Raw genomic sequence first — 22,056 nt, forward strand, 5'->3', positions numbered from 1 at the left:
CACCTGTGATGCTGATAATCTTTCTGACTATCAGTCCGTACTCACAAGCACCCACACGAATTGCTTGATTCGATTTGTTAAAGAGCGTTTGGCTGACAGCGTTTCGCCTCAACCGAGGCGCGCATTCTACGCTTTCCTCGTTGCCTGTCAAGCGTTTATTTTGAAGTTTGCTTCGAGAAACTCGTTCAACTTCAAACACTTGACTCGCTTCGATCTCTCGTAGCGGGAGGCGAATTCTACAGCGTTTCAACACGCTGTCAACCTTCTTCTCAACCGCTGCCGATCTGTTCGATCGTAGCCCTTACAGCACCACCCGAACTAGCTAACCCATTGAATCTCAAGGATTTTCGCGTTCCGATGTCGCTGGAAGTGGGGCGCATTATAAGGGGATTCGAAACCGCGTCAACCTTTAATTTCATGTAAATCAAAAGCAAAGCGGGGGGAGGCCCTTCGCTCCCCCTCCCGCTTATAGAGAGTAGGCGCAGCGAATGCCTTACTCTGCCTTGAGCGTGACGCGTGCGAACGACTTCTTACCTGCCTGGCAGATATGGGTCGCGCCCAGTGCAACCACAAAATCACGGTCAACTACGGCGCCATCGACCTTCACAGCCCCACTTCCCAATAGATCCCGCGCCTGCGCCGAGTTCTTGACCAGACCGGCACGGTTGAGCACCGCAGCAATGGGCAGCGGCTCGGCGGCAAGCACTTCGATCTCGGGCAAGTCTTCCGGCAACTCGCCGTCCTTCATACGATTCCCAGCGGCGCGATGAGCGTTGGCTGCGGCCTCCTCACCATGGAAACGCGCCACGATCTCCTCCGCCAGCTGGATCTTGATGTCCCGCGGGTTCGCCCCATTGGCTACATCCACGCGAAGCTGATCGATGTCCTCCATGGAACGGAAGCTCAGCAACTCGAAGTAACGCCACATCAGGGTGTCCGGAATCGACACCAGCTTGCTGTACATCACACCAGGCGCCTCCTGGATGCCGACATAATTACCCAGCGACTTGGACATCTTCTTGACGCCATCAAGCCCTTCGAGCAGGGGCATGGTCACGATACTCTGAGCTTCCTGACCGTAGGCACGCTGCAGTTCACGCCCCATCAACAGGTTGAACTTCTGGTCGGTACCGCCCAGCTCGACATCCGCCTTGAGCGCGACAGAGTCATAGCCCTGCACCAGCGGGTAGAGGAATTCATGAATCGCGATGGGTTGATTAGTGGTGTAGCGCTTGTCGAAATCGTCGCGCTCCAGCATACGGGCAACCGTGTACTGCGATGCCAGACGGATGAAGTCGGCGGGTGTCAGCGTGTCCATCCAGGTGGAATTGAACGCGACCTCGGTCCTGGCTGGGTCGAGAATCTTGAAGACCTGCTGCTTATAGGTCTCGGCATTGTCCAGCACCTGCTCACGGGTCAATGGCGGGCGTGTGGCGCTCTTGCCACTGGGGTCGCCGATCATGCCAGTGAAGTCACCGATCAGGAACACCACGGTATGCCCCAACTCCTGGAACTGGCGCAGCTTGTTGATCAGTACCGTGTGACCGAGATGAAGGTCAGGAGCGGTAGGGTCGAAACCGGCCTTGATGCGCAAGGGCTGACCACGCTTGAGTTTTTCAACCAGCTCGGACTCCACCAGTACTTCTTCCGCACCGCGCTTGATAAGCGCCAGCTGCTCTTCAACCGACTTCATAGACAAACCCGCAAGGCTCAGATTCAGGGGGAGCCAACCATACAAGATCGGCCGTCAAATACAAGTTTTGCAAAGGAATGTGACCTGGAGGCGTGTGCGCAGCGTCTACGCGCCCTTGCGTGAAAATGGTTTTGGTTATATTTTATACAGTTATTTCATCTTCATCATGTCATTCATCTATTCCATTTCACCTTTTTCAAAGTCTCCTTACCCATGACCAACGAACCGCCTAAAGCGCCTCCGCTTTATCCGAAAACACACCTGTTGGCCGCCAGCGGCATTGCCGCCCTGCTTAGCCTGGCATTGCTGGTGTTCCCATCCAGCGACGTGGAAGCCAAGAAAACCACCCTCAACCTCGAGCTGGAAACCCCAGCCGAGCAGCTGAAAGACGAATCCCGCGCGGCGCCACTGGTGCAGGCAGCCGGTGAGCAAGGCTCGCCGTTTGCGCAGATCGATGAGGCGGCTGCCTCCACCCAGAAAGCCGAACAGCAAACTCCGCCGGCCGAAGCCGCCGCACAGCCCGCGAAAGACCCTGCCCACCGGGAAGTCACCGTCGCAAGCGGAGATACCTTGTCAACGCTGTTCGCCAAGGTCGGCCTGCCGGCCAATGCCGTCCACGACATTCTTGCCAGCAGCAAGCAAGCCAAGCAGTTCAGCCAGCTCAAGCATGGCCAGGTCCTGCAGTTCGAATTGGACAAGCAAGGCCAGCTGGCCAGCTTGCACAGTAAGGTCGGCAGCCTCGAAACCATTCGCCTGACCAAGACGGCCAAGGGCTACACCTTCAACCGTGAAATCAGCAAACCCGTAGTGCGCACCGCCTACGCCCATGGCGTCATCAAGAGCTCGCTCTCGGCATCGGCACAACGCGCCGGGTTGTCCCACAGCCTGACCATGGACATGGCCAAGGTGCTGGGCTACGACATCGACTTCGCCCAGGATATTCGCCAAGGTGACGAGTTCGACGTGGTCTATGAGCAGAAGGTAATGGACGGCAAAGTGGTCGGCACCGGTAATATCCTCTCGGCGCGCTTCACCAACCGCGGCAAGACCTACACGGCAGTGCGCTATACCAACAAGCAAGGCAACACCAGCTACTACACGGCCGATGGCAACAGCCTGCGCAAAGCCTTCATCCGCACACCCGTGGATTTCGCGCGCATCAGCTCCCGCTTCTCTGCCGGGCGCAAGCACCCGATTCTCAACAAGATCCGCGCCCACAAGGGGGTGGACTATGCAGCACCGCGAGGCACGCCCATCAAGGCCGCGGGTGATGGCCGTATCGAGCTGGCCGGCCGGCGCGGCGGCTACGGCAATACGGTGATCATCCAGCACGGCAATCGGTACAAGACCTTGTACGGTCACATGCAAGGCTTTGCCAAGGGCATCAAGACCGGGGGCTCGGTCAAGCAGGGCCAGATCATCGGCTATATCGGGACCACCGGCCTTTCCACCGGTCCCCACCTGCACTACGAGTTCCAGGTCAACGGCGTGCATGTTGACCCGCTGAGCCAGAAAGTGCCGATGTCCGATCCGATCGCCAAGAACGAGCGCCAGCGTTTCCTGCAGCAAAGCCAGCCGCTGATCGCACGCATGGACCAGGAAAAAGCCACGCTACTTGCCATGAACAAACGGTGAGCCCATGGGCCTTTACCTAGGTGTGATGTCAGGGACCAGCCTGGATGGGCTGGACATCGCCCTGATCGAGCAAGGCGAGCACATCGAACTGCTCGCCACCCATTATCTGCCCATGCCAACTGAACTGCGGCAAGCGCTGCTTGACCTGTGTACTTCTGGGCCGGATGAAGTAGCGCGGGTCGCCCTCGCTGAAAACCTGTGGGCGGCCTTGGCAGCCCGAGGCATACTGGATTTGCTCGACCACCATGCCTTGCAGCCCAAAGACATTCGCGCTATCGGCAGCCATGGCCAGACCATTCGCCATGAGCCTGCCCGAGGCTTCACCGTGCAGATCGGCAATCCGGCGCTCCTGGCTGAACTGTCAGGTATCACGGTCGTGGCCGACTTTCGTCGCCGTGACGTAGCGGCCGGCGGTCAGGGCGCGCCGCTCGTCCCGGCGTTCCACGAAACGCTGTTCGGCCATCTCGAACAGCCGCTGGCCATTCTGAACGTGGGCGGTTTCAGCAACCTCAGCCTGATTGCCAAAGACAAGCCGGTCCGAGGCTTCGATTGCGGACCGGGCAATGTCCTGATGGACGCCTGGATCGAGCGCAAACGCGGCCAGGCATACGATGCCAACGGCGCCTGGGCGGCGTGTGGGGCAGTGCAACCTGCCCTGCTGACCTCCCTCATGGCCGACCCATTCTTTGCCGGCAGTGGGCCCAAGAGTACAGGCCGTGAAGTCTTCAACCTGCGCTGGCTGGACAGCCATCTCGCTGCGCTGCCTGCCTACCGCGACGAGGACGTCCAGGCAACGCTGCTGGAAGTCAGCGCCCAAAGCATCATCGATTCGCTGAACACCGCACAGCAGGGCACCAGGACCCTTCTGGTATGCGGGGGTGGCGCACACAATGGCGCCTTGATGGCTCGTCTTGCAATAGGCCTGCCTGGCGTGAAGGTATCCAGCACAGCCGAACAGGGGGTAGACCCTGATTGGGTTGAGGCCATGGCGTTCGCCTGGCTGGCGCATTGCTGCCTTGAGGGCATCCCTGCCAACCGTCCCAGCGTAACGGCCGCCAAAGGCCTGCGTGTTCTGGGCGCCATCTATCCGGCCTGAGCCATTGACCTGCCCAACGAAAAACGCCGCGCTTAAGCGCGGCGTTTTGACGAAGGCAAGGCTTCAGATCGAGAACGAAGAGCCACAGCCACAGGTGGTGGCAGCATTGGGGTTCTTGATAATGAAGCGCGAGCCTTCCAGGCCCTCCTGGTAATCCACTTCGGCACCGGCCAGGTACTGGAAGCTCATCGGGTCCACTACCAGCGAGACCCCCTCGCGCTCCACGATGGTATCGTCGTCGGCCACTTCCTCATCGAACGTGAAGCCATACTGGAAACCCGAGCAACCGCCACCGGTGACGAATACACGCAGCTTCAGGCGGTCATTGCCCTCTTCGGAAACCAGGTTCTTCACCTTCAGCGCAGCACCGTGGGTAAATTCCAAAACCGTAGGGGTGAAGGTTTCGACGCTCATGTTGATTCTCCCGGCCGACGGCCGTCATAAAACTCGATGACGGCCATTATCCGCTTTCCCGAGAAAATCGGTCAACAATAGGCGACGGGCAGGTCGCGATCAGCACAGCTCGCCGTAAGCCCTCGTCAGCTTACGGTAACAGGCCGGCATGGCTCAGCCCCATGCGCTCATCAAGCCCGAACACGATGTTCATGTTCTGCACGGCCTGCCCGGAAGCGCCTTTGACCAGGTTGTCGATGACCGACAACACCACGACCAGATCACTCCCTTGTGGACGATGAACAGCAATGCGGCAGACGTTGGCGCCGCGCACGCTGCGGGTTTCGGGGTGGCTACCGGCGGGCATCACGTCCACGAAGGGTTCGTTGGCGTAGCGCTTCTCGTAAAGCGTCTGGAGGTCGACCGATGTGTCGGCGACAGTCGCATACAAGGTGGCATGGATGCCGCGGATCATCGGCGTCAGGTGAGGGACGAAGGTCAGACCAATGTCCTTGCCCGCAGCTAGACGCAGGCCCTGGCTGATTTCCGGAAGGTGACGATGCCCCTTGACCGCGTAGGCTTTCATGCTCTCACCGGCCTCACAGAACAGCGACCCGACAGCCGCACCCCGTCCGGCACCGCTGACACCGGACTTGCAGTCGGCGATCAAGCGCGATGCGTCGGCCAAGCCAGCTTCGAGCAACGGCAGGAAACCCAGTTGAGTGGCGGTTGGGTAGCAGCCCGGAACCGCGATCAGGCGCGCCTGGCGGATCTTGTCGCGGTTGACCTCGGGCAAACCGTACACGGCATCGTCGAGCAGATCAGGCGCGCCGTGAGGCTGGCCGTACCACTTGGCCCACTCCACTGCGTCCTGCAGGCGGAAGTCGGCCGACAGGTCGATGACCTTGGTGCCCGCCGCCAGGAGTTCGCCCGCCAGGGCATGAGCGACACCATGGGGGGTGGCAAAAAACACCACATCACACGCGCCCAGGGTCTTGCTGTCAGGCACGCTGAATGCAAGGCCGTCGTAATGGCCGCGCAGGTTCGGATACATGTCGGCCACCGCCACACCGGCTTCCGAGCGCGAGGTGATGACCGCTACCTCGGCCTGTGGGTGCTGAGCCAGCAGACGCAACAGTTCGACGCCGGTGTAACCCGTGCCGCCGACGATACCGACCTTGATCATAACGCTTGCCCCTTATCAACGAGCCGTCTGGAAAACGCACGATGATAGGGGCGTGATGCGTCTGTCACAACACTTCAGGTGTCCCTGAGGGCGCCTGGGCACTACTATCTGACGACCGTGAATACCTGAAGGAATGCCCCGATGCTCTACCTATGGATCAAAGCGCTGCACATCGTCAGCGTCGTATGCTGGTTCGCCGGCCTGTTCTACTTGCCACGGCTGTTCGTCTACCATGCCCAGAGCCAGGACAGCATCAGCCAGGACCGGTTCGTGACCATGGAACGCAAGCTGTACCGAGGCATCATGAACCCGGCGATGATCGCCACGTATGTGTTCGGCGCCTGGATGCTCTACCTCACACCGGGGTGGCTGAGCCAGGGCTGGCTGCACGCCAAGCTGACACTGGTGCTTCTGCTGACCGGCTACCACCATGTGTGCGGGGCCCAGCGCAAACGCTTCGCCGCCGGCACCAACACCCGCAGCCATGTCTACTATCGCTGGTTCAACGAGGTACCTGTTCTGATCCTGCTGGCGGTCGTTATCCTGGTGGTGGTCAAACCGTTCTGAGAATGGTGCCCAGCACTGGGGCTGCCAGGACGGTGCAAAGCTACTCGCCGATCGTCGTAAGCGCCACTGACAGCCCACGCAGCGGCGCACTCCCAGGCTTGGGCGGCCCAGCAAAACGCAGCATCCGCCACCGCCAAGCTGTACACTAGATGCCCTCTTCGGCCCCAGGAGCCCTGCATGACCCGTTACGCCATGATCACCGGCGCTTCCACCGGCTTGGGCCTGGCCCTGGCGGAGGCCCTGGCACGGCGCGGGCGCAACCTGATCCTGGTCGCACGCCACCGTGAAACCCTGGAGCCGGTCGCCATCGAGCTTGCCCAGCGTTTCGGCGTCGAAGTGCTGTTGCGTGCGTGCGATCTGAGCCAACCGCTTAGGCTGTCAGGGTTCGTCCTCGAGCTGGAAGAAGGCGAGCGGCGCATCGATTTGCTGGTCAACTGCGCCGGTCAGCGCACCTACGGCCCATTCCTGGCCCATGAATGGGCCGACGAACAGGACCTGCTCGAAGTCAACGTGCTGGCACTGAGCCGCTTGTGTCATGCCATCGGCAATCTGATGGCGGTACAGGGCGGCGGCCAGATCCTCAACGTTGCCGGGCTGGCCGGCGTGGCCCCCGGGCCATGGATGGCCACCTATGCCGCCAGCAAGGCATACGTGATGAATTTTTCCCAGGCCCTGCGCGAAGAGCTCAAACCCACAGGCATCAAGGTCTGCGTGCTGTGCCCGGGGCCGGTGCGTTCTCCACGGCGCCACATCGCCCGGCTCGAAGGCAAAAGCCGCTGCCTCAGCCCCGAGGAAGTGGCGCTGTACACCGTTCGCGCGCTCGCCCGCAACCGCGCCTTGATTCTGCCGGGGCGACGCAATCGCTGGCTGGCGTTCGCCCCGCGCCTGCTGCCGAACGGGTTGGTGCGCAAGCTGGCAGGTGTGATTCACCGGCGTTATTGTCCAGTCGGTATGGAATAGTCGCTGGGCGAGCGGCTTCGGCCTGAGTACACTCGGCCCGGACCCTCACCATGGAGCAAGTGCTGTGGACGATTTATTCCTCAAGATCATTAGCCGGGAGATCCCGGCGAAGATCATCTACGAAGATGACCAGGTTCTGGCATTTCACGACATCGCCCCCCAGGCCCCGGTGCATTTTCTGGTCATTCCGAAAAAGCACATCCGCACCCTCAACGACCTGACCGAAGAAGACAAGGGCCTGGCTGGGCACATTCTGTTCACGGCCCAGCGTCTGGCCAAGGAACTGGGCTGCGAGGAAGGCTTTCGCGTGGTCATGAACTGCAATGAACAAGGTGGGCAGACGGTCTACCACATTCACATGCACGTGCTCGGCCAACGCCAGATGAACTGGCCACCGGGCTGATCCACCGCAAGCGACTCGAGCGCGATTGGGTTAGACTGTCGGGCACATTCTTGCGGAGGTGCCCGATGGCTACCGAACGTCACTATTCCCCGCTCGACCGCTTGTTGCTGCAGGCCGACACTGCCATGCGCACCTTGCTGCCGTTCAGCGGCCAACCCTCTCGTCCGTCCCCGGCCATCGTCAAGCCCGCCGTCGAACTCGAAGATCGGCAGGCACGTCACGTGGCAGGGCTGATGCGCATAAACCACACCGGTGAAGTCTGCGCCCAGGCGCTTTATCAAGGCCAGGCCTTGACGGCCAAACTGCCGTCAGTGCGCAAGGCCATGGAGCGCGCTGCGGATGAGGAAATCGATCATCTGGCCTGGTGCGAACAACGCATCCGTCAACTCAACAGCCACCCCAGCGTCCTGAACCCGCTGTTCTACGGTATGTCATTCGGCATCGGCGCTTTTGCCGGGCTGGTGAGCGACAAGGTGAGCCTGGGCTTCGTGGCAGCGACGGAGCACCAAGTCTGCAAGCACCTGGACGAGCACCTGGTACAGATCCCTACTGAAGATGAAAAATCCCGAGCCATCCTCGAGCAGATGCGCGTCGACGAAGAACAGCACGCCGATACGGCACTGCAAGCCGGTGGCTACCGCTTCCCTGCGCCTGTGCGTTTTGGCATGAGCCTGCTGGCCAAGGTCATGACCAAGAGCACCTATCGCATCTGAAGGCTCGCCATGACAACACGTTTCGATGCCAAGGATCTGGCGCGAGCGGTCGAGGCGGGGATTCTCCAGCCAGGCCAGGACCAGGCCTTGCAAGCCTTTCTCAACCAGCGTCAAGAGGCGACGGGCAGCCTTCAACTGGCCCACAGCGCGTTCTACTTCGGCGCGCTGCTGGTCATGGGGGCCATGGGCTGGCTGCTCAACGAGGCATGGCTACGCATCGGCGACACCGCGTTGCTGGCCGTGGCCAGTGCCTACATCGGGTTGCTGACCCTGGTCGCACTCATTCTTCAAAAGCGCAAGCAACCCATTGCGGCCGGCGTACTGGCCGCAGCCGCGGTCAGTATCGTGCCACTGGCGGTCTTCGCGCTGGAGCGGTTGCTCGGTTGGTGGCCGCTCGATGACGTGCGAGCCGATTACCACCAGTACTACACCCATGTACAGGGCGGTTGGCTGGCCATGGAGGCCGCCACCGTTGTTGCAGGTGTGGCGATGCTCCGCCTTGTCCCCTACCCATTTATCGTCATGCCCATTGCCGTTGCCCTGTGGTTCATGTCGATGGACCTTACCGAGTGGGTATTCGGCGCGCCATTTAGTTGGGAACAACGCCGAGTGGTATCTCTGTGGTTCGGGTTGGCGACCTTGCTGGTGTTTCTGGTAGTCGATGGCAGGACGCGGCAAGACTATGCCCACTGGGGCTATCTGGCCGGCCTTGCAGCCTTCTGGGGTGGGTTGACGATGCTCGACAGCGGCAGTGAATGGGGGAAAGCCACCTACTGCCTGATAAACCTTGTGCTCATGGGGGTGGCAGTGTTGCTGCGCCGGTCCGTCTTCATGGTGTTCGGGGCACTTGGCGTTACCGCCTACCTGGGGTACCTGGCGTATGACGTATTTGCCCAATCCCTGCTGTTCCCGGTGTTGGTCAGCTTGATCGGCCTGGGCGTCATAGGGCTGGGCCTGCTTTACCAAAAACACCGGGAGGCGTTGAGCCAGTCGGTCAGAAGCGCACTACCAGGCTGGCTATACGCGACACTGCCAGCACTGCGCCATTAAGCGCCGCCGGCACGCGCCGCGCAGCTCGCACCCGTTGCTCAACCCAGTTCCACGATCTCGTAGCCATGGGTGATTTCAACCCCGGCACGCTCAAGCATGATCGACGCCGAGCAGTATTTTTCGGCCGAAAGCTCGACGGCACGCTTGACCTGGGCCTCTTTCAATCCGCGGCCCTTAACCACGAAATTCATGTGGATCTTGGTAAATACCTTTGGATCCTCGCCTGCCCGCTCGGCCTCGAGAAACGCTTCGCAGCTCTCCACCGCCTGGCGCGACTTTTTCAGGATGCTGACCACATCGAAACTGCTGCAACCGCCCAGGCCCAGCAACAGCATTTCCATCGGCCTGACGCCCAGGTTGCGGCCGCCGGCCTCGGGTGGGCCATCCATCACCACGACGTGGCCGCTGCCGGACTCGCCAAGGAACATTGCCTCACCGGCCCACTGGATACGTGCCTTCATCACCCGAACTCCTGAATTCGCAAAAAGGGTGTCAGCTTAGTCGTTGTGCCGCTGTGGGAAAAGTATGTAAGGAGGCGCTTTAATGCCGAAACATTTTGTAGTGTCTGATAAGCTGGCGCCAATCGAATGGCGTTTTTCCAGCCAACAGCCATGGACGCCCATGGACTGCACAGAACAGGATTTCGCGATGGCAGCCTCTGCCCTACCCCCAAAGATCAAGAACATCGACAAACTGCTGGTGCACTGCCAACGCCGGCGCTACAGCGCCAAGAGCAACATCATCAGTGCAGGTGAACGCGCGCAGACGTTGTCGTTCATCATCAAGGGGTCGGTCACCATCCTCATCGAAGATGAAAATGGCCATGAAATGATCATCGCCTACCTCAACAGCGGTGACTTCTTCGGTGAGCTAGGGCTGTTCGAACCGGTTGAGGCGCAGCAGCATCGTAGCGCCTGGGTTCGGGCCAAGACTGAGTGCGAAGTGGCCGAAATCAGCTACGACAAGTTCCGCGAATTGGTACGACACGAGCCGGACATGCTCTACGCCGTCAGTAGCCAGATGGCCCAGCGCCTGCGCGACACTACCCGCAAGGTTGGGGACCTGGCCTTCTTCGATGTCACCGGCCGAGTTGCGCGGTGCTTGCTCGACTTGTGCAAGCAGCCCGACGCCATGACCCATCCAGACGGCATGCAGATCAAGATCACCCGTCAGGAAATCGGGCGAATCGTCGGTTGTTCACGGGAGATGGTCGGCCGCGTCCTGAAGGACCTGGAAGAACGCAGCCTGGTCCAGGTCAAGGGCAAGACCATGGTGGTACATGGCACGCGCTAGCTGACGGGCACCTCAGCCAGCACCTGCGCGTACGCTTGGGATAGCCGTGCGAACCACGGTGCCGCCGGTGCTACCTCATGCAAGGCGATGTGTGCATCGGCGCGGCATCGCTGTTCAAGGTTACAGCACATATTGAAGTGGTTGACGACAGCTACCATTGCCTCCCGGTCGTTATCCAGCAGCAATGCCCCATGCACCAGCACCACCGGGCCTTTGCCTGCGGCGGCCTGGCGCCAGCGCTGGGCGGTCCCCACCAACTTGCGGCCATTAAGGTTGACGTTGTACCGGCCATCGCAGAATGCACCCTCGATCTCGCCCACCGAGGCGACACCTCCCCACTCCTGCAACACCTCGCACAGTGGCAGGCACAAGCGCTGGTAGGCTTTTTCGATACGCCCTTGATCGCCCTCACTGCGCGGGGCCGCATAGACCAGGGCGATATTTACCGTCGAATGGGACTGCGGTACAGGTTCGCCGCCGGTTTCGCGCAGCAGCACTGGCCAGCCAGCGCCAGCCAATTGCGCACTCGCCGCTTCAAAGTGCTCCAGCCGGCTCATCCTGCGAGGCATCACCAGCGCCTGGTCAGCGGGGCGCCAGAACAACACACCGTTATCGCGCTCGCCCCGGCAAACGGCGGCCAGCAGGTCCTGTTCGGCAAGCAGCCCTTGCTCGACGGTAAGGGCCAGGGGCTGGTCAGTCATTGATTCACCTTCGATTGAGTTACGCAGCCTGTGGCCACTACCGTTAGCGTCACAGCCTCTGCACGACAGGCATCAGGGCGAAAGCGCCCCTGAGCCAGATGGCAACCATGAAAAAGCCGGCGACATGGCCGGCTTGGTTCATTCAGTCCAGTTGCTGAATGGTCTTTTTCACTTGATCAGGGAAGAACAAGCGCTGGAGCTCGAGCCCCGGGTTCTCAGCCCGCATGAATGCCTCACCCACCAGGAATGAATAGACGCGGTTGATCTTCATCAGCTGCACATCGGCCTGATTGAGGATGCCGCTCTCGGTAATGGCGAGCCGATCCGCGGGGATACGTGGCAGCAGGTCCAGCGTGGCCTCCAGGTTCACTTCGAAGGTATGAAGGTTACGGTTGTTGACCCCCACCAATGGCGTGTCCAGCGTCTTGAGTGCGCGCTCAAGCTCAGCACCATCGTGCACCTCCACCAGCACATCGAGCCCGACCGACTTGGCCGTGGCCGCCAGCTCGGCCATTTTCACATCGTCGAGCGCCGACACGATCAGCAGCACGCAATCTGCGCCCAGAGCACGGGCCTCGACGATTTGATAAGGGTCGACCATGAAGTCCTTGCGGATCACCGGCAGCGACACGGCTGCTCGCGCCTCTTTGAGGTAGTCGTCCGCCCCCTGAAAATAATCGACATCCGTTAACACCGACAGGCAAGTTGCGCCGCCTTTCTCGTAGCTCACGGCAATGTCTGCAGGGACGAAATGCTCCCGGATCACACCTTTGCTAGGGGAGGCCTTCTTGATTTCAGCGATCACCGCTGGCTGCTTGCGCTCGGCCTGACGCAGCATGGCGTTGGCGAAACCACGGGGCGCGTCGGCCGCCTTGGCCAACTGCTCAAGTTCGGCAAGGCTTACGCGAGCACTGCGCTCGGCCACTTCCTCGAACTTGCGGGCGATGATCTTTTCCAGCACCGTTGGCACGCTCATGCTTCATTCTCCACCTTGAATACGGCCGTAAACGCACCCAGCTCCTGCAGTTTCTCCCAGGCCAACCCGGTGTGCAGCACGTCGTGGGCAAGTTCAACGCCGGCCTTCAGGCTCATGGCGTGATCTGCGGCATATAGGGCTGCACCGGCATTGAGCACGATCATCTCGGCGGCCTTCTGGCCGTTCTCGGTCTTGCGTCGACCCAGCGCATCACGAATCAGCGCCAGGGACGCTTGCGGGTCCTCGACCGCCAGGCCATGAAGGCTCTGGCTCTTCATGCCCAAGTCTTCCGGTTCAACCCAGTACTCGGCAATCTCGCCATTTTTCAATTCAGCCACGAAGGTGGGCGCTGCCAGGCTGAATTCGTCCAGCCCATCCTTGGAATGCACCACCAGCACATGCTTGCTGCCCAGGCGGTGCAGCACCTCGGCCAGAGGACGGCAGAGCGCCTGGGTGAACACCCCAACCACCTGATGCTTCACACCGGCCGGATTCGTAAGCGGGCCAAGCATGTTGAACAAGGTCCTGAGCCCTAGATCGCGACGCGGCCCAGCGGCATGTTTCATGGCGCTGTGGTGGCTCTGGGCGAACATGAAGCCGATACCCAGGCTGTCGATGCAGCGGGCCACCTGAACGGGCGTCAGGTTCAGGTAGATGCCAGCCGCTTCGAGCAGGTCTGCGCTGCCACTTTTGCCGGACACCGCCCGGTTCCCATGTTTGGCGACGGTACAGCCGGCAGCGGCCAGTACAAAAGCGGATGCGGTAGACACGTTGAAGATATTGGCACCATCGCCCCCGGTACCCACGATGTCGACCACCCCATCAAGGGTGTTCAGCTCGACCTTATCAGCCAACTCCCGCATGACCGACACCGCGCCAACGATTTCGTCGATGCTTTCACTTTTCATGCGCATGCCCATCAGAAATGCGCCAATCTGCGCTTCACTGCATTGGCCGGTCATGATCTGGCGCATCACGCCGCGCATTTCATCGGTGGAAAGGTCCAGATGGCCGACGATGCGACCCAGCGCGCTCTTGATATCCATATTCGTTCCTTAGCGGTGGCCGCCAGTCTGCTGGAGGAAATTGGCGAACAGTTCATGGCCCTGCTCGGTGAGTATCGACTCGGGGTGAAATTGCACGCCCTCGATATTCAACGTCTTGTGCCGTACACCCATGATCTCGTCGACCGAGCCATCTTCATGTGCGGTCCAGGCCGTCACTTCCAGGCACTCCGGCAGCGTCTGGCGCTTGATCACCAGCGAATGGTAGCGGGTCACGGTCACCGGATTATTCAGGCCGCTGAATACGCCAAGGTCGCGATGGTGGACGGGGCTCGTCTTACCGTGCATCACCTGGCGTGCACGCACGACATCGCCACCGAACGCCTGGCCGATGGACTGATGGCCCAGGCACACGCCCAGAATCGGCAGTTTACCGGCGAAATGAAGAATGGCTTCGATAGACACACCGGCTTCGCTCGGTGTACAGGGCCCAGGCGAAACGACGATGCGCTCCGGCGCGAGGGCTTCGATCTGGGCAATGGTCATTTCGTCATTGCGAATGACCCGCACATCAGCCCCTAACTCGCCCAGGTACTGGACGACGTTGTAAGTGAATGAGTCGTAATTGTCGATCATCAGTAACATCGGATGAAACCTCTTGAACCTACTGACTTCATGATTCGAGCCTTCCTGTACCTGTCGCAGGCGCAACTTTGCCGCTAAAGACGTTGAGACAGGAAGGCAAACAAGGGCGGGCCGGACGGACCGGCAGAGGATAAAGTCAGGCGCGCCAACGCCAACGGGCGTGGGCCTTGATAACGCGCATCAAGAGTTTGCTGACGATCAACACAGGGTAGGTCTCGCTCATACGTCTCGGCACAGTAGCCTACCGGGGCGGCGGGCGCAATATGCCCGTAAACACTGGGAAACGGATGGCATCAGGTGCGTTGCGCGGCGTTTTGCTAAGGTCGATGGAGTTGTCCTGATAAAAACAAAGAAAAGGATGTTTCTCGATGCTCAACGTACCGTTATTGCGCCTCACCGCCGCCTCACTGGCATTGGCCTGCGGCCAGGCATTTGCATCTGCTGACCCGTACGCTTCATCGATCGTATTCGGTGATAGCCTGAGCGACGCCGGCCAGTTCGCAGGCCTTCGCTTCACCAACCGCAATGCCGATGGCAGCTATGCACCTGTGTCGCCGATGATCCTGGGCGCTCGCCTGGGCCTGGGCGCCGATGCGCTTGGGCCTTCCACATCGCCGGTCAATGCGGCGCTGGGCCTGCCCGATGGCAACAACTGGGCGGTTGGCGGCTATACCACCAAGCAGATCCTGGACTCCATCACCACCACCTCCAGCACGGTCATCCCACCGGGGCGCCTAGGCGCGGGCCTGGTGCTTCGGGAAAAGCCTGGCTACCTGGCCACGGGCCTTCGCGCCGATCCCAATGCACTTTATTACGTGACAGGCGGCGGCAACGACTTCCTGCAGGGTTTGGTCAACAGCCCAGCCGACGCCGTGGCTGCCGGTGCACGCCTGGCCGCCAGTGCTCAGGCCCTGCAACAGGGTGGTGCCCGCTACATCATGGTTTGGCTGTTGCCTGATCTTGGCCAGACGCCCAACTTCAGCGGTACGGCGCAGCAAAATCCCCTGTCGTTGCTGTCCGGTGCCTTTAACCAGGCACTGGTCAGCCAACTCAGGCAAATCGACGCTCAGGTCATCCCCCTGAATGTCCCACTGTTGCTGAGCGAGGCCCTGGCCCACCCCGCTCAGTTCGGACTGGCCAGCGACCAGAACCTGGTCGGTACGTGCTATAGCGGCGAAAGCTGCGTCGGCAACCCCGTGTATGGCGTCAACGGCATCACGCCAGACCCCACGAAGCTATTGTTCAACGACGCCGTGCACCCGACCATTGCTGGCCAGCAACTGATCGCCGATTACGCCTACTCCGTTCTGGCCGCCCCTTGGGAGCTTACCCTGCTTCCCGAAATGGCCCACGCCAGCGTCAGCGCTCATCAGGATGAACTGCGCAACCAATGGCAGGCCCCTTGGCAAGCGGTCGGTCAGTGGCAGCCTTTCATCGCCGCTGGTGCGCAAGACCTGGACTTCGGCGGGCAACGCAGCGCCGCCAACGGTGACGGCCACGGTTACAACCTGACTGTCGGCGGTAGCTACCGGGTCGACGATGCCTGGCGGCTGGGGCTGGCTGGCGGCGTGTACCGGCAGAAGCTGGAAGTGGGCAGCCATGATTCGGACTACACACTCGACAGCTACCTGGCCAGTGTCTTTGCGCAGTACCGCCAGCACGGCTGGTGGGCAGATGCGGCATTGACCGTCGGGCACCTGGATTATGACGATCTGAAACGCACCTTCGCGCTGGGGGTGAGCGAGCGCAGTGAAAAAGGCGATACCCAGGGCGAAACATGGGCCGTGTCTGGCCGACTGGGCTATAACCTGGCGCCGGAAAGTGCCCGCTGGCAGCTGGCGCCATTCCTGAGCGCTGACTATGCCAGGGTCAAGGTCGATGGCTATGACGAAAGGAGCGGTCGCGCGACGGCGCTGGGGTTCGATGACCAGGAGCGCACGTCACGACGGCTGGGCCTGGGCCTGCTGGGTAGCGTGCAGGTATTGCCTGCTATCCGAGTATTTGCCGAGGTGGCTCAGGAGCACGAGTTCGAGCATGACCAGCAGGACGTACGCCTGAACTTCACCGCTTTGCCAGCCAATGATTTCACACTCGACGGCTATACCCCCCATAGCAACTTGACCCGAGCGAGCCTTGGGGTCAGGCATGAAGTGGTGGCAGGGGTGAATGTGCGTGCCGGCTACAACTGGCGCAAGAGCGATGAGCTCAAGCAACAAGGTTTGAGCCTTGCCGTTAGCGTGGATTTCTAGCAAAGGGCCAGCCTGAAATCAACGGGGCCGCTTCGCGGCCCATCGCGGCACAAGACCGCTCCTACAGGTCAGTGTAGGAGCGGCCTCGTGCCGCGATGGGCCGTGAAACGGCCCCAACGATCTTAAGTGAACAGCATTACGCTCATACAGGGGCTCGGACTGCGTCACCCCTCAAGCAACCGCCACCTACCGAGCAGTGGTCTGTTCGGCCAACGCCACCGCACGGAACATGGCCCGACGCTTGTTGATGGTTTCTTCCCACTCCAGCGCTGGCACAGAATCGGCAACGATGCCACCGCCGGCCTGTACGTGCAGCTCTCCATCCTTGATCACGGCCGTACGGATGGCGATCGCCGTATCCATGTTGCCGTTCCAGGCGAAGTATCCCACTGCGCCGCCATAAACCCCGCGCTTGACCGGTTCGAGCTCATCGATGATCTCCATCGCACGGATCTTGGGCGCCCCGGACAGCGTACCGGCAGGCAGGATGGCCCGCAGTGCATCCATCGCCGTCAACCCTTCGCGCAACTGGCCGGTGACATTGGAAACGATGTGCATGACATTGGAATAACGCTCGATCACCATTTTCTCGGTCAGGCGCACACTGCCTGTGGACGATACCCGGCCGACGTCGTTGCGCCCCAGGTCGATCAGCATCAGGTGCTCTGCAATTTCCTTGTCGTCCGACAGCAAATCGTCTTCCAGCGCGCGATCGGCCTCCTCCGTCGCACCGCGTGGCCGTGTACCGGCGATGGGTCGCACCGTGACCAGGTTGTCCTCGACCCGCACCAGCACTTCGGGCGAGCTGCCGACGACATGAAAGTCCCCAAAGTTGAAGAAATACATGTACGGCGTCGGGTTGAAGCAACGCAAGGCGCGGTAGAGGTCGATGGGTGCTGCCTTGAAGTCGATGGACATGCGCTGCGACGGCACCACCTGCATGCAGTCACCGGCCAGGATGTATTCCTTGATACGACCGACGGCATGCTCATAATCGTCACGCGTGTAGCTCGACCGGAATGCAGGCTCGGCTGCCTGAGGCCCGCTCAGGTCCAGCCCGCGGCGTGGCGTGATGGGTTGGCGCAGCGTTTCGAGCAGGCTTTGCAGGCGCGCCTGGCCTTGCTCATAAGCCTGTTCCTGGGCAGGGTCAACCAGCACGATGGCGTGCATCTTGCCAGCGAGGTTGTCGAACACCACCACGGCATCGGAGACCATCAGCAGGATGTCCGGCACCCCGAGAGGGTCTGGGTTGGGGCTCGCGCCCAAACGTTTTTCAACGTAACGCACGCAGTCATACCCGAAATAGCCGACCAGTCCACCGTTGAAGCGCGGCAGGCCCGGAACGTCGGCCACGTTGTAGCGCTGCTTGAAGGTTTCGACGAACGCCAGGGGGTCCTCGACGTCATGGCTTTCGACCTCGACGCCGTCCTGCAGGATGGACACGTGGTAGCCATGCACACGCAGCACGGTCCGCGACGGCAGACCAATCATCGAGTACCGCCCCCATTTCTCGCCGCCCTGCACCGATTCGAGCAGGTAGGAATTGGGCTGGTCAGCCAGTTTCAGGTAGATCGACAGGGGCGTATCGAAGTCGGCCAGGGTTTCGCAGGCCAGGGGGATGCGGTTATAGCCGGCAGCGGCCAGGCGCAGGAATTCTTCGCGGATCATGAGTAGCCTCGTGGCAAACAGCATTGGTTCGGGCAAACGGATGGGCCGGCACACGCCGGCAGGCAGGCGTCAGGCGCGCCAACGCCATCGGGCCAGGGCCTTGATGACTTTCATCCAGAATTTGCCGGTAACCGCCACGTTGGACCCTTTTTGGTCTGAGGCTTGAAGGTCCGCCAACGTTATCCCAGTGGCAGGGTCTACGCAACCGGGCAACAAAGCCCGCAGGTCATCGATCACAAGGCTGGGCGATTCCTCTTCGATGGGCCGCCCGTGGTTGTAGCCATAGGTCAGCCCGACGCATTGCACGCCAGCTGCCTTGGCTGCCAACACGTCGCTGCGCGAATCGCCGATGAACAACGCTTGCTGCGGGGTCACGCCGGCCATCTGCATCACGAACAGCAACGCCGCTGGATCCGGCTTCTTCTGAGCCAGGGTGTCTCCGCCGATGATCCAGCGGAAATAGCTGCCCAGCTTCATCTGGTCCAGCAAAGGCCCCACGAAGCGCTCCGGCTTGTTGGTGATCAAGGCCATTTCCACACCGCGCTTGCGCAGCCAGCGCAAGGTGTCCTGCACGCCTGGGTACACGACTGTCAGGTCGTGACTTTCGGCGTAGGCGTCCATGAACAGCGCCAAGGCCTGTTCGGCCAGGGCATCGTCCACCCCGGCGTGATCGATATCACCCGCCAGAGCACGGCGTACCAGCACCTGCGCGCCATTGCCCACCCACTGGCGCACGGCATCGAGGCCAGCGGCGGGTCGGCCGAGTTCGAGCAGCATGCGGTCCACCGCTGCGGCCAGGTCCGGGACGGAGTCGACCAAGGTGCCATCCAGGTCGAACATCACCAGCCTGGGCAGCGCTCCTGGGAACAGCTGCTCGAAGCCGCTCATGGGCGCGCCTGTGCCAGTTCGCTGCGCATCTGGGCGATGACCTGCTGGTAGTCGGGGGCGTTGAAGATCGCCGACCCGGCCACGAAGGTATCGGCACCGGCGGCGGCGATCTCACGGATGTTCTTCACGTTCACACCACCGTCGATTTCCAGACGAATGTCGCGGCCACTGGCGTCGATCAGCGCGCGCGCCTCACGCAGCTTGTCGAGCGTGCCCGGAATGAATTTCTGGCCACCGAAGCCTGGGTTGACGCTCATCAGCAGCACCATGTCGACCTTGTCCATCACGTATTTCAGGACGTCCAGGCTGGTGGCCGGGTTGAACACCAGGCCGGCCTTGCAGCCGCCGTCCTTGATCAGTTGCAACGAACGGTCGATGTGCTGGGTCGCTTCCGGGTGGAAGGTGATGTAGGTAGCGCCGGCCTCGATGAAGTCGCCGATGATGCGGTCCACGGGGCTGACCATCAGGTGCACGTCGATCGGCGCGGTCACGCCGTACTTGCGCAGCGCGCTGCAGACCATGGGGCCGATGGTCAGGTTGGGGACGTAGTGGTTGTCCATCACGTCGAAGTGGACGATATCGGCGCCTGCGGCCAGGACATTGTCGACCTCCTGGCCCAGGCGGGCGAAGTCGGCGGAAAGAATGGAGGGGGCAATAGCGTAGGGCTGCATGGCGCACCTGTTGGGCAGAATCACGGTGGCGCGCATTGTAACTCAGGCAAAGCGGTGAAGGCTGATTGGTATCAACGCATGTCGAGCAGCGGCTGCAACAAGCGCTGGCTTGTCTGTCGCCACACGGGCTGACAAGCCAGCACAGACAGCGCTGTCAGGCCGGCTGCTGGGTGCGCAGTTTCTCGCTGCGCCCCCGTAGCCATTCCAGGGTCAGCAGCAGCACCACCGAAAAACCGATCAGCAGGGTCGCCGCAGCCGCAATGGTCGGGCTCAGGTTCTCGCGAATGCCACTGAACATCTGCCGTGGCAGGGTCGCCTGCTCTGGTCCGGCCAGAAACAAGGTCACCACCACCTCGTCGAAGGATGTGGCGAAGGCAAACAACGCCCCGGAAATCACGCCGGGCGCGATCAACGGCAAAGTCACCTTGCGGAACGCCAGCAGCGGCGAAGCACCCAGGCTGGCAGCCGCGCGCACCAGGTTGTAGTTGAAGCCTTGCAGCGTCGCCGACACGGTGATGATCACGAACGGCACACCCAACACCGCGTGCACCAGAATCAGCGAGGTAAAGCTGTTGCCAAGGCCCAGGGGCGCGAAGAACAGGTAGCTGGCCACGCCGATGATCACCACCGGCACCACCATCGGTGATATCACCAAAGCCATTACCAGGGACTTGCCGGGGAAATCACCGCGGGTCAGCCCGATGGCCGCCAGCGTTCCGAAGACCATGGCCAGCACGGTCGCCGCCGGGGCGACGATGATGCTGTTCTTCAAGGCCCGCATCCATTCGGCCGAGCCGAAGAAGTCCTGGTACCACTGCAGCGAGAAGCCTTGCAGCGGGTAGACCAGGAAGCTACCGCTGTTGAACGACAGGGGCACGATCACCAGCACCGGCAGGATCAGAAACAGCAATATCAGGCCACAGAGAATACGCAGGCTGTAGAACCAGACCCGCTCGATGGGCGACATGTAAGGGCTCAGCATGACAAGGCTCCTCAGCTCAGGCGCAGGCGGCTGGCGCCGACCAGCCAGCTATAGATCAGGTACAGCAGCACGGTGGCCAGCAGCAGCAGACCGCCCAGCGCGGTGGCCATGCCCCAGTTGATGCTGGTGTTGGTGTAGAACGCCACGAAATAACTGACCATCTGGTCGTTCGGGCTGCCCAGCAACGCAGGCGTGATGTAGTAGCCGATGGCCAGAATGAATACCAGCAAGCACCCGGCACCTACCCCGGCATAGGTCTGCGGGAAGTACACTCGCCAGAAGCTGGCGAACGGATGGCAGCCCAGGGAAATGGCAGCGCGCATGTAGCTCGGGGAAATACCTTTCATCACGCTGTACAACGGCAGGATCATGAAGGGCAGCAGGATGTGCACCATCGAGATGTACACGCCGGTGCGGTTGAAGACCAGCTCCAGCGGCTGATCGATGATGCCCATGGCCATCAGCGCGCTGTTGATCAACCCGCCGGACTGCAGCAGCACGATCCACGCGGCCACCCTTACCAGGATCGAGGTCCAGAACGGCAGCAGGACCAGGATCATCAACAGGTTGCTCTGGCGTGTCGGCAGGTTGGCCAGCAGGTAAGCCAGCGGATAGGCCAGCACCAGGCAGATGGCGGTGATCACCACGCCCATCCACAGGGTGCGGGTGAAAATATCCAGGTAGATGGCCTGGTCCGGCGTGGCCTTGGCCAGTTCGCCCAGGTCGTCGATACGGTGGTCCAGCGACGCCAACAGGTAGAAAGGTGTAAGGGTACTGGTATTGCGGCGAATCGCCTGCCAATAGGCGGGGTCGCCCCAGCGCTCGTCCAGCGCCTGCAAGCCGTCCTTGTAGGAGACAGGCTCGGCCTTGAAGGGCAGCGCCCGTGCGGTCTTGGCCAACAGGCTGCGGTAGCCGGCCAGCTCCATGTTCAAGCGCTTGGACAGGTCACCCAGGGTCTGGTTCTTGCGCGATTCGGCCAAGTCCTGGCTCAACGCCTTGTAGACGTCCTCGCCCGGCAGGCCCTTGCCATCCCACTGGGTGATGATATCGACCGTGCGCGGCAAGCCGGCGACCACTTCCGGGTTACCGACGCTCTTGTACAACAAGGCTGCGATCGGCACCAGGAACACCAGCAGCAGAAACAGCGCCAGGGGCGCGATCAGCGCCTGGGCCTTCCAGCGGTTGACCCGCTCGGCGTGTTTAAGGCGCTGTTTGAGATTAGGACCGGCGCCTTCGTTGAGGGGCACTGCAATGGCCATGGCGAACTCCACGATACACACTGA

22 protein-coding genes are annotated in these 22,056 nt (G+C 61.2%); 9 read left to right on the forward strand and 13 right to left on the reverse strand.

Translation table 11 applies throughout. The annotated features are described in order from the left end of the window. Nucleotides 1-493 precede the first annotated feature (493 nt). Complete coding sequence (gene tyrS / locus ACF8E5_RS06700; RefSeq protein WP_058639583.1) at nucleotides 494-1,693, reverse strand: tyrosine--tRNA ligase; 1,200 nt, start codon at nucleotides 1,691-1,693, stop codon at nucleotides 494-496. Nucleotides 1,694-1,906: 213 nt separating this feature from the next. Here tyrS and ACF8E5_RS06705 point away from each other — a divergent pair, with 213 nt between their 5' ends. Both ACF8E5_RS06705 and ACF8E5_RS06710 read left to right on the forward strand, forming a co-directional pair. Continuing rightward, nucleotides 1,907-3,328 (forward strand): peptidoglycan DD-metalloendopeptidase family protein, encoded by a 1,422-nt coding sequence (locus tag ACF8E5_RS06705; protein ID WP_058603066.1) that lies wholly within the window; start codon nucleotides 1,907-1,909, stop codon nucleotides 3,326-3,328. Nucleotides 3,329-3,332: 4 nt separating this feature from the next. Continuing rightward, nucleotides 3,333-4,424 (forward strand): anhydro-N-acetylmuramic acid kinase, encoded by a 1,092-nt coding sequence (locus ACF8E5_RS06710; RefSeq protein ID WP_078479205.1) that lies wholly within the window; start codon nucleotides 3,333-3,335, stop codon nucleotides 4,422-4,424. A gap of 63 nt (nucleotides 4,425-4,487) precedes the next feature. Here ACF8E5_RS06710 and erpA read toward each other — a convergent pair whose 3' ends face one another. Both erpA and argC read right to left on the reverse strand, forming a co-directional pair. Continuing rightward, complete coding sequence (gene erpA / locus ACF8E5_RS06715; protein ID WP_023532751.1) at nucleotides 4,488-4,838, reverse strand: iron-sulfur cluster insertion protein ErpA; 351 nt, start codon at nucleotides 4,836-4,838, stop codon at nucleotides 4,488-4,490. A gap of 130 nt (nucleotides 4,839-4,968) precedes the next feature. After that, nucleotides 4,969-6,003 carry an N-acetyl-gamma-glutamyl-phosphate reductase gene (gene argC, locus ACF8E5_RS06720; RefSeq protein ID WP_058639586.1) on the reverse strand — a complete coding sequence of 345 codons (1,035 nt, stop codon included), beginning with the start codon at nucleotides 6,001-6,003 and terminating at the stop codon, nucleotides 4,969-4,971. 141 nt (nucleotides 6,004-6,144) lie between these two features. Between argC and hemJ the strand changes: the two genes are divergently transcribed. The 5 genes from hemJ (at nucleotide 6,145) to ACF8E5_RS06745 (ending at nucleotide 9,696) form a co-directional block, all read left to right on the forward strand. Then, complete coding sequence (gene hemJ, locus ACF8E5_RS06725; RefSeq protein WP_023532455.1) at nucleotides 6,145-6,570, forward strand: protoporphyrinogen oxidase HemJ; 426 nt, start codon at nucleotides 6,145-6,147, stop codon at nucleotides 6,568-6,570. 177 nt (nucleotides 6,571-6,747) lie between these two features. Continuing rightward, nucleotides 6,748-7,530, forward strand: a complete 783-nt coding sequence (locus ACF8E5_RS06730; RefSeq protein ID WP_078479206.1) for an SDR family oxidoreductase — start codon at nucleotides 6,748-6,750, stop codon at nucleotides 7,528-7,530. A gap of 64 nt (nucleotides 7,531-7,594) precedes the next feature. Continuing rightward, complete coding sequence (locus ACF8E5_RS06735; RefSeq protein ID WP_392475053.1) at nucleotides 7,595-7,933, forward strand: histidine triad nucleotide-binding protein; 339 nt, start codon at nucleotides 7,595-7,597, stop codon at nucleotides 7,931-7,933. Between the two features lie 65 nt (nucleotides 7,934-7,998). Beyond that, nucleotides 7,999-8,646: a 2-polyprenyl-3-methyl-6-methoxy-1,4-benzoquinone monooxygenase gene (gene coq7 / locus ACF8E5_RS06740; protein WP_058603061.1), complete on the forward strand. Its 648-nt coding sequence runs from the start codon at nucleotides 7,999-8,001 to the stop codon at nucleotides 8,644-8,646. 9 nt (nucleotides 8,647-8,655) lie between these two features. Continuing rightward, nucleotides 8,656-9,696: a DUF2157 domain-containing protein gene (locus ACF8E5_RS06745; RefSeq protein WP_392475054.1), complete on the forward strand. Its 1,041-nt coding sequence runs from the start codon at nucleotides 8,656-8,658 to the stop codon at nucleotides 9,694-9,696. Between the two features lie 38 nt (nucleotides 9,697-9,734). On the opposite strand, the gene ACF8E5_RS06750 is transcribed toward ACF8E5_RS06745, so the two are convergent. Then, complete coding sequence (locus tag ACF8E5_RS06750; RefSeq protein WP_023532673.1) at nucleotides 9,735-10,157, reverse strand: OsmC family protein; 423 nt, start codon at nucleotides 10,155-10,157, stop codon at nucleotides 9,735-9,737. Between the two features lie 187 nt (nucleotides 10,158-10,344). On the opposite strand from ACF8E5_RS06750, the gene crp reads away from it, so the two are divergent. After that, entirely contained in the window at nucleotides 10,345-10,989 is a 645-nt protein-coding gene (gene crp / locus ACF8E5_RS06755) for a cAMP-activated global transcriptional regulator CRP (protein ID WP_023532600.1), read from the forward strand. Here crp and ACF8E5_RS06760 read toward each other — a convergent pair. The 4 genes from ACF8E5_RS06760 to ACF8E5_RS06775 all read right to left on the reverse strand — a co-directional run bounded on the left by ACF8E5_RS06760 (nucleotide 10,986) and on the right by ACF8E5_RS06775 (nucleotide 14,315). Beyond that, complete coding sequence (locus ACF8E5_RS06760; protein WP_326383274.1) at nucleotides 10,986-11,690, reverse strand: lipoate--protein ligase family protein; 705 nt, start codon at nucleotides 11,688-11,690, stop codon at nucleotides 10,986-10,988. The two genes, crp and ACF8E5_RS06760, sit on opposite strands and share 4 nt — an antisense overlap. A gap of 142 nt (nucleotides 11,691-11,832) precedes the next feature. Further along, nucleotides 11,833-12,666: an indole-3-glycerol phosphate synthase TrpC gene (gene trpC / locus ACF8E5_RS06765; RefSeq protein ID WP_058639593.1), complete on the reverse strand. Its 834-nt coding sequence runs from the start codon at nucleotides 12,664-12,666 to the stop codon at nucleotides 11,833-11,835. Continuing rightward, complete coding sequence (trpD, locus tag ACF8E5_RS06770) at nucleotides 12,663-13,712, reverse strand: anthranilate phosphoribosyltransferase (RefSeq protein WP_058639594.1); 1,050 nt, start codon at nucleotides 13,710-13,712, stop codon at nucleotides 12,663-12,665. The genes trpC and trpD overlap by 4 nt, the downstream gene beginning before the upstream one ends. 9 nt (nucleotides 13,713-13,721) lie before the next feature. Then, a complete protein-coding gene (locus ACF8E5_RS06775) occupies nucleotides 13,722-14,315 on the reverse strand; it encodes an aminodeoxychorismate/anthranilate synthase component II (RefSeq protein WP_058639595.1) in 594 nt (197 codons plus the stop codon). A 368-nt stretch (nucleotides 14,316-14,683) separates the two neighbouring features. Between ACF8E5_RS06775 and estP the strand changes: the two genes are divergently transcribed. Continuing rightward, entirely contained in the window at nucleotides 14,684-16,564 is a 1,881-nt protein-coding gene (estP, locus tag ACF8E5_RS06780) for an esterase EstP (RefSeq protein WP_392475055.1), read from the forward strand. Between the two features lie 186 nt (nucleotides 16,565-16,750). On the opposite strand, the gene trpE is transcribed toward estP, so the two are convergent. The 5 genes from trpE to ACF8E5_RS06805 form a co-directional block, all read right to left on the reverse strand. Continuing rightward, entirely contained in the window at nucleotides 16,751-18,232 is a 1,482-nt protein-coding gene (gene trpE, locus ACF8E5_RS06785; RefSeq protein ID WP_197844384.1) for an anthranilate synthase component I, read from the reverse strand. Between the two features lie 69 nt (nucleotides 18,233-18,301). Next, nucleotides 18,302-19,120, reverse strand: a complete 819-nt coding sequence (locus ACF8E5_RS06790) for a phosphoglycolate phosphatase (RefSeq protein WP_058639598.1) — start codon at nucleotides 19,118-19,120, stop codon at nucleotides 18,302-18,304. Next, entirely contained in the window at nucleotides 19,117-19,791 is a 675-nt protein-coding gene (gene rpe / locus ACF8E5_RS06795; RefSeq protein ID WP_058639616.1) for a ribulose-phosphate 3-epimerase, read from the reverse strand. Before rpe ends, ACF8E5_RS06790 begins: the two co-directional genes overlap by 4 nt. 154 nt (nucleotides 19,792-19,945) lie before the next feature. After that, entirely contained in the window at nucleotides 19,946-20,773 is an 828-nt protein-coding gene (locus tag ACF8E5_RS06800; RefSeq protein WP_058603051.1) for an ABC transporter permease, read from the reverse strand. Nucleotides 20,774-20,784: 11 nt separating this feature from the next. Then, nucleotides 20,785-22,032, reverse strand: coding sequence for an ABC transporter permease (locus ACF8E5_RS06805; RefSeq protein WP_058639599.1), 1,248 nt, complete (start codon nucleotides 22,030-22,032; stop codon nucleotides 20,785-20,787). Nucleotides 22,033-22,056: the final 24 nt, after the last annotated feature.

It is taken from the genome of Pseudomonas sp. WSY_20 (assembly GCF_043104335.1).
GTDB classification, from domain to species: Bacteria; Pseudomonadota; Gammaproteobacteria; order Pseudomonadales; family Pseudomonadaceae; genus Aquipseudomonas; species Aquipseudomonas parafulva_B.